General features: G+C 61.1%; 5 protein-coding genes. 2 read left to right on the top strand and 3 right to left on the bottom strand.

Features of this window, described 5'->3' with window-relative positions; all coding sequences use genetic code 11:
- Positions 1–223: 223 nt before the first annotated feature.
- A complete protein-coding gene (locus tag ASF70_RS22505; RefSeq protein WP_062582934.1) occupies positions 224–1,162 on the top strand; it encodes an endonuclease/exonuclease/phosphatase family protein in 939 nt (312 codons plus the stop codon).
- On the opposite strand, the gene ASF70_RS22500 is transcribed toward ASF70_RS22505, so the two are convergent.
- The 3 genes from ASF70_RS22500 to ASF70_RS22490 all read right to left on the bottom strand — a co-directional run bounded on the left by ASF70_RS22500 (position 1,149) and on the right by ASF70_RS22490 (position 7,284).
- Positions 1,149–3,029 carry an ABC transporter ATP-binding protein gene (locus tag ASF70_RS22500; protein ID WP_062582932.1) on the bottom strand — a complete coding sequence of 627 codons (1,881 nt, stop codon included), beginning with the start codon at positions 3,027–3,029 and terminating at the stop codon, positions 1,149–1,151. The genes ASF70_RS22505 and ASF70_RS22500 overlap by 14 nt on opposite strands.
- 154 nt (positions 3,030–3,183) lie before the next feature.
- The gene (locus ASF70_RS22495; RefSeq protein ID WP_062582930.1) at positions 3,184–5,097 is read right to left on the bottom strand and encodes a methyl-accepting chemotaxis protein; all 1,914 of its coding nucleotides are present in this window, start codon (positions 5,095–5,097) and stop codon (positions 3,184–3,186) included.
- 336 nt (positions 5,098–5,433) lie between these two features.
- Positions 5,434–7,284, bottom strand: coding sequence for an ABC transporter ATP-binding protein (locus ASF70_RS22490; protein ID WP_062455728.1), 1,851 nt, complete (start codon positions 7,282–7,284; stop codon positions 5,434–5,436).
- Positions 7,285–7,622: 338 nt separating this feature from the next.
- On the opposite strand from ASF70_RS22490, the gene ASF70_RS22485 reads away from it, so the two are divergent.
- Positions 7,623–8,087 carry a tRNA (cytidine(34)-2'-O)-methyltransferase gene (locus tag ASF70_RS22485; RefSeq protein WP_062582928.1) on the top strand — a complete coding sequence of 155 codons (465 nt, stop codon included), beginning with the start codon at positions 7,623–7,625 and terminating at the stop codon, positions 8,085–8,087.
- Positions 8,088–8,126: the final 39 nt, after the last annotated feature.

Raw genomic sequence — 8,126 nt, 5'->3', positions numbered from 1 at the left:
CCCGCCACATTCTGGCCAGGATGCGGACCGTCCCCCTGTATTGCCGGATATGCGCCGCATTGGATCGAACTGCCCCACCCCGGGACGCGCGGGCGTGGCGAAGCGGCCACAACCCCAGATCGCCTGCCCTTCCTTGCCCCTGGCCGGGCCTGTTGCGTTGCCAGTGGCGGAACGGCATGCTAGGCGGCAGAAAGCTTCATGGCAGCCGGCTCGGAAATCCTGAATGAGAAAGACGTTATCGGTCGCCATCTGCGTCATCGTGTCGCTGGTCCTTCTCGCGATCTTGACACGCTATCTGCGGCCTCACTGGATCCTCGCAACGCTCCACAGCCTGCAATTTCATGCGGCCGCGGCCTGCGTCGCCGGCATGGCACTGGCGCTTCTTATCCACCGCAACCTCGCAAGCTATGCCCTGCTTCTGGTCGCGCTGCTTTTGACCGCGCACCCTCTGTGGATGGCGCGCGAAATTGCGGCGGAGGTCACGCCTGCCGATCAGAGCGCACCGACCTTCCGGCTGATGTCCTTCAACATCCTCTCCGAAAACTACGAAAATGCCGAGGGCATCACCCGCGCCATCGTGTCATCGGGCGCCGATGTGGTGAACATCATGGAAGGCGAATCGCTTTACGAACATCTGACGCAGATCGCCACGGTCTATCCCTACCGCGTCGGCTGCGGCGTGCTCATGGAAGAGTGCGACCAGATGATGTTTTCAAAAACCCCGATCGAAAACGCTTCGGTTCGAAGCCTGAGCAATATCTTCGACAATCGCTTTATCATGGGCGAGGTCACGGTTTCCGGGCGCAAGGTCCATGTCGTCGGCATCCATACGACGAAGCCTTATTTCGACAACTTCCACACGATGGAACTCATGAATGCAGCGCTCGCCATCACCGCCACCGATGGCTCGCTGGTTCTGTCAGGCGATTTCAACGCCTCAAGCCTGCCACCCAACATGCGGATGTTTTTGAACTCGACGGGGCTGAAGACCGCCGCCTTCGAGCCGCCCACCTGGCCAGTCCGGGCGCGGATGCTGGGTCTGGCGATCGACCACGTCTATGTGCGTGCGCCGCTGAAAATGAAGTCGCTCACCCGCATGCCGAACACTTACGGCTCCAACCACGCCGGGCTGATCGCCGACATCGCGATTACCGGACCTTGACCACGTCGCCTTCATCTTCGATCCCCAGGAACCCGCCAGACTGGCGCGACCAGAGATCCGCGTAGAGACCGCCCGCCGCAATCAGCTCGTTATGCGTCCCCTGCTCGATGATGGCGCCCTTGTCCATCACGATCAGCCGGTCGAGCGTCGCGATCGTCGAAAGCCGGTGCGCGATGGCGAGCACGGTCTTGCCCTGCATCAGCCGCTCCAGATTGGATTGGATCGCCGCTTCCACTTCCGAATCGAGCGCCGATGTTGCCTCGTCCAGCACCAGGATTGGCGCGTCCTTCAGCATCACCCGGGCAATCGCCACCCGCTGTCGCTGTCCGCCCGACAGTTTCACGCCGCGCTCGCCCACATGCGCATCGAAGCCGCGCCGGCCGCGCTGGTCGGTCAGCGTCTGGATAAACCCGTCTGCCTCGGCCTTCTTGGCCGCATCGAGAAGCTGTGCGTCGGTCGCATCGGGTCTCCCGAACAGGATGTTGTCGCGAAGCGAGCGATGCAGCAGCGACGTGTCCTGCGTCACCATGCCGAGATTGGCGCGCAGCGACTCCTGGCTCACCGTCGCAATGTCCTGCCCGTCGATCAGGATGCGCCCGCCCTCCAGATCGTAGAAGCGCAGCAGCAGGTTGACGAGCGTCGACTTGCCCGCCCCCGATCGTCCAACGATCCCGATCTTCTCTCCCGCCCGGATGGAGAGCGACAGGTTGTCGATCACGCCCTCGCCCTTGCCGTAGTGAAACCGGATATTTTCAAACCGAATCTCCGGCTGCGCCACCTTCAGTTCCGTCGCACCGGGCACGTCCAACAACCCGATCGGCTTGGAGATAAGCTCGGCGGCGTTCTGCACGGTGCCGAAATTCCGCATGATGCCGTTGAACTGGGTCATCAGACGGCCAAGCAGAAAGTTCAACCGCAGCACCAGCGCCAAGGTGAACGCGACCGCGCCGGAGCTGATCAGCCCGGACAGCCACAGATGGATCGACAGCGCCGCCATGCTGCTGATCATGATGCCCGACAGCAGCGCCATCGACGCCCGGACGCCGGTGATGAAACGGGTAAAGTGGATGAGCGTGGTCTGATAGGTCTCAAAGCCCTGCCGCATGTAGCGGTCATTGGCCTCGTCGCGCCCGAACAGTTTCAGCGTCTGGATATTGCTGTAGGCGTCGACCATGCGGCCGTTGAGCATGGAGGCAGCCTCCGCCGTCTCGCGCGAGTGGTACCGAATGCGCGGCACGAAATAACGGGCCAGAAATCCGAACACCAGCACCCAGACGCAAACCAGTACGCCGAGCCGCAAGTCGAGCCCGCCGACCAGGACCAGCATGGAGACGGAATAGATCGTGACGAACCAGACGCTTTCCATCAGCGAGGTCACGAGATCGCCCGCCGCCTGCCCGCCCGACCAGACCTTGGTGACGATCCGGCCGGAAAAGTCGTTCTGGAAAAACGACAGCGATTGGCGCGCAACATGCATGTAGGACTGCCAGCGCATCAGGTTGTAGAACCCGGGCGTAATGATCTGCTGGTCGATCAGCGCGGTCGACATCGTCACCAGGAAGCGCACGACACCGATCAGCACCAGCATGCCCAACAGCTCGCCGCCATGCTGGTCGAGCAGCACCGTCCAGCCGTCACCCGGCTTGATCGTCGACAGGATATCCACGAGCCGCCCGACGAACCAGAACAGCGCCGCCTCGATCGCCGCCGTCAGTCCGCCGAGAATAAGCATCCCGAAGAACGGCGCCTTGGCCTGCGAGATGTAGAACCAGATAAAGGCGAACACGTCTTCGGGCGGACGCAGATCGTCCTTGCGCGCAAACGGCTGAACATAATTTTCGAAGGCGCGGAAGAGACGAATGATCATGCCGCAGGATATAGGCGGATTTCGAAAGGGGCAAAGGCTGGGATGCGGCTGTCGCCGGATAATTCCGCAATCGCCCGCTTTTCATAAGGCGGGCTTCAAAACGAAAACGGCCGCCGAAGCAGCCGTTTCCAGAACTCATCATTTTGGCAGAGGATCAGAACTCCGACCATTCCTGCTTGGCGGCAGCCTGGCCGCCGCCGAATGCCGAGGCAATCCGGTTGCCCATTGCGCGCACGGGTGACTGTGCCGGTCGCGATGCAGGCGTGGCCGAGCGGACCGCACTGCGTCCCTCTTCCAGCTTGAACTGTGCCAAAAGCTCGATCAGCGATGCAGCCTGCGCGGCAAGGCTGTGGCTGGCAGCCGTCGTCTGCTCTACCATCGCCGCGTTCTGCTGGGTGCCCTGGTCCATATGATTGACCGAGGTGCTGATCTCCGACAGACCCGTCGACTGCTCACGCGAAGACACGACGATCGAGGCGACGTTGGTGTTGATCTGCTGCACTTCGGTCACGATCGATTGCAAGGCAGCCCCTGTCTGGCCGACCAACGCAACGCCGTCACGCACCTTTTCGCCCGAAGCACCGATCAGAACCTTGATCTCGCGCGCCGCTTTCGCGGACCGCTGGGCAAGTTCGCGGACTTCCTGGGCAACGACCGCAAAGCCTTTGCCGGCCTCGCCGGCCCTGGCTGCCTCGACACCGGCGTTCAGCGCCAGAAGATTGGTCTGGAAAGCGATGTCGTCGATCACGCCGATGATGTTGCCGATCTCGCCGGACGACTTTTCGATCGCTTCCATCGCAACGACGGCCTGGCGAACGATATCGCCGGACTTTTCGGCACCGTTGCGGGTGTGCTCGACGAGCTTTCCGGCTTCTCCGGCACGGGCTGCCGAATCCTTGACGGCCGTCGTTACCTCCTCGAGCGCCGCAGCGGTCTCTTCGACCGATGCCGCCTGCTGCTCGGTACGCTTCGACAGATCGTCTGCGGCAGAGCGGATCTCGTTGGCACCGGCATCGATCATCCGGGCATTGTCGCCGACCGACCGAAGGACAGTCTGCAGATTGTCCATCGAGGCGTTAAAGTTGACGCGCAGCTGATCGAGCTGTCCGGCGAACGGCTGTCCGATGCGGAAGGTCATATCGCCGTGCGAGAGGGAGTTCAGACCGTTGGCAAGACTATCGACGGCAAACGAAACCTCGGCCGCCTCATGCGCCTTCTGCTCCTCGCGAGCAATCCGCTCGCTCTCGCTCATCGAACGGTTGGCCTCGGTTTCCCGCTCCAGGCGCTCGCGCTCCAGGGCGTTGTTGCGGAACACTGAGACGGCTGCTGCCATCTCGCCGATTTCATCCTTCCGCCCCGCGTAAGGGATCGCAACCTGCGCATTACCGGAGGCAAGTGTGTTCATCGAACCGGTAATGTCGGCAATCGGGCGCGCAACGCGGAAGTAGGACAAAAGCCCTGCAGCAAGCGCGAGAAGTGTTGCGAAGACGACGACGACAATCGTCGAGATCGCTGCAAACCGTGCGGCGCTATCGGCGACCTTGCCGTATTCGAGGCTGTGCAGCCGGTTGTCGTTGATCATGTCCAGCATCACATCGCCGGCCTCGCCGCCTTTGGGCACCATCTGCGCGATGACGGCCTTGGCCTCATAGACGCGCGAGGCCCCCAGCAGGCTGACGAACTGAGCTCCCAGCTTGTCGTAATCGGCAACGATCGCCTCGAGCTTTTCGATCTTGTCCTTGGTCACATCGAGGCTGGCCGTGTCGGCGAATGTCTTGAAAGCCTCGGCACGCTCCTGCGTCTTGGCGCGGATCTGATCGAGCCACTGCTTCTGGTCAGCGGCATTGCTGGCCGAAAGCGCCATCAAATAAAGACGCCGGATATCGGACAGGATCCTGTCCATATTGGAGGTCATCACCGAGCGTTCCATGCGACGGCTGATATTGGACGTCTGAGCATCGAGCTGGTTGACGGAGCGCATGGCGAGTGCGCCCTGAAGGATTACCAGAAGAACGGTGATGCCGAAGAGAGCGGGCAGAAGAAACTTGATCTTTATCTTGCTGAACATCTGGGACCGGAGCCGAAATGAGAGGGAGTTTAATCCCTCGAGACTTGACAGCTTTAGATAAAGAAAAACTTACTGCGTCTCGGCCATAAAAAATATTAGCGTCGTCGCAAATACCTGACATTGTTGAATGTTTCGCTGGCCGCGGCGTCGTTCCCTAGGGAGCCGCCGAGAGCGTGAGCGACCATCCCGGGGTGGCTCGGAACATGCGCAACAAGTTATGAATCGTTGGCGTCGCGCCCTCCCGCCGATCGGAAGCGTCCAGCGCCCATCGGACGCGTGACGACCGTTGTCGGCCGCCGGTTTCCCCGGCGACCGCAAGCCTCTTCCGTCAACGGTTTACTCGGCAGCCTGGCCCTCGTCCTCATGCCCGATGAAGCCGCCGGACTGACGGTTCCAGAGGTCCGCATAAATGCCGCCCTGATCCGCCAGTTCGCGATGCGTGCCGGTCTCGACGATGGCGCCCCGGTCGAGCACGATCACCCGGTCCATCTCCGTGAGCGTCGACAGCCGATGCGCGATGGCGATGACCGTCTTGCCCTGCATCAGGGCAAACAGGTTTTCCTGGATTGCCGCTTCGACTTCCGAATCCAGCGCAGAGGTCGCCTCGTCCAGCACCAGGATCGGCGCATCCTTCAGGAACACGCGGGCGATCGCGATCCGCTGACGCTGGCCACCGGAAAGCTTGACGCCGCGCTCGCCCACATGCGCGTCGAGCCCCTTGCGCCCCTGAAGATCGACGAGGCTTTCCACGAAGTCCCAGGCATTGGCCCGCTTGGTCGCCTCAATGATCTCGGCATCGGTCGCGTCCGGCCGGCCATAGGCGATATTGTCGCGGATCGAGCGATGCAGCAGCGACGTGTCCTGTGTCACCACGCCGACCAAGGACCGCAAACTGTCCTGCGTCACACCGGCAATGTCCTGCCCGTCGATGGTGATCCGCCCGCTTTCCAGATCGTAGAACCGCAGGAGCAGGTTCATCAGAGTCGTCTTGCCGGCACCGGAGCGCCCGACCAGGCCAACCTTCTCGCCCGCCTTGATATCCAGCGTCAGCCCGTCGATGACGCCCGCTGCCTTGCCGTAATGGAAGCGCACGTCGTCGTAGACGATATGGCCTTTCGCCGCCGAAAGCTTCGACGCATCCTCGACATCGGTGACGTCATGCGGCTTGGTCATCATCGACATGCCGTCATAGACCGTGCCGATATTCTCAAACAGCGCCGAGACTTCCCACATGATCCACTGCGACATGCCGTTGATGCGCATTGCAAGGCCGATCGCGATGGCAATGGCGCCGATCGAGATCGCGCTGTCCAGCCAGAACCAGATCGACAGCGTCGCGACGGCAAACAGGGCTGCACAGTTGTAGAAATAGACCAGCACCTGGAACGCGGTCACCTTGCGCATCTGCCCATGCACGGTCTTCAGGAACACGTCCATCGCATCCTTGGCGTAGTCTTCCTCACGGCCGGAATGTGAAAACAGCTTCACCGTCGCGATGTTGGTGTAGCTGTCGACGACACGCCCGGTCATCATCGAGCGCGCATCCGCCTGCGCCGCCGAAATCTTCCGGAGCTTGGGAACGTAGTAGGCGACGGTTGCCGAATAAAAGGCGATCCAGACAACCAGCGGCACCGCCAGACGGATATCCGCGACCGCAACCACCGCCACCATCGAGATGAAGTAGGTTGCCACATAGACGAAGACGTCGAGCACCTTCATCACCACTTCGCGGATCGCCAGCGACGTCTGCATGACCTTGGTCGAGACGCGACCCGCAAACTCGTTGGCAAAGAAGGTCATCGAGTGGTTGAGCAGGAACCGGTGCATCTGCCAACGGGCGATCATCGGAAAATTGCCCATCAGGATCTGGTGCATGATGAGAGAATTGAGGCCGGCGACCAGCGGCAGCCCGACCAGCACCATCAGTGCCATGGCAACCAGCGTCATTCCCTCGTTCTGAAGGAAGGTCGAACGCTCCGCATGCGTCAGCCAGTCGACGATATTGCCCAGAAACTGGAACAGCATCACTTCGCCGAGCGCGATGAACATCGTGCAGACCGACATGATCAGCACCCAGGGCCAGACCGGCTTGGTATAGTGCCAGAGGAAGGCGATCAGGCCGGCAGGCGGCAGGCCTGGGGTCTCCTCGGGATAAGGGTGAACCCGCCGTTCGAACCAGGAAAACATTGATAGCTCCGTCAATCGGACCCGCTTCACGCAACGCAAACGCGCCGACGGCGAACCGGTCAGTTATGTGGTGAGCGCTGCCGGATATCGGCCGTGCAAAATACAAAGGTGAAAAGACTGCGTGAAACCGCGGACGCCTAAGCCTGTCGGACAAATACCGGGGGGCGGAGGCGCATAGGCACGGTCATATCCATGTAGGCCTCCATAGGCTGGCGTTAAAGATCGATGCCCTTTTACCCGTTGATTGCCATTTTGAAAAGTCCCAAATCTGCGGCAATCCGATCGAAACCGCGCAGAACCGCTTGAGCCGGAACGGCGGCTCGGCTTTAAGGAAAACCATGACAAAGCTGCGCATCGCCCTCTACCAGCCCGACATTCCCGGCAATACCGGCACGATCCTGAGGCTCGCCGCCTGCCTCGGCCTTGGCGTCGATATCATCGAACCGGCGGGCTTCGATATTTCCGATCGCAACCTGAAACGCTCAGGAATGGATTACCTGGCAAACGTCGAACTTACCCGCCACGTCAACTGGCAGCAGTTCGACGATTGGCGGAGATCCGAAAACCGGCGGCTGGTCCTCGCCTCCACAAAGGCCGCCCAACCCTACGTGGACTTCCAGTTTCAGCCCGGCGACATCCTGCTGTTCGGCCGCGAGAGCGCCGGCGTTCCGGACCTCGTCCACGAAACGGCGGATGCCCGCATACTGATCCCGATGCGCGAAGGACAGCGCTCCATCAACGTCGCCATGTCGGCCGCAATGATATCAGGAGAAGCGCTGCGGCAGACGGGTTTCACCGCATAAACGGCACGCGCATTTAGCGTCTTTTACACGCCTGAGTTT

The sequence above is a fragment of the Rhizobium sp. Leaf321 genome, assembly GCF_001423215.1.
GTDB lineage: Bacteria > Pseudomonadota > Alphaproteobacteria > Rhizobiales > Rhizobiaceae > Neorhizobium > Neorhizobium soli.
The sequence above is the reverse complement of the archived record's forward strand: the minus strand, read 5'-3'. Positions and strand labels throughout refer to the sequence as shown.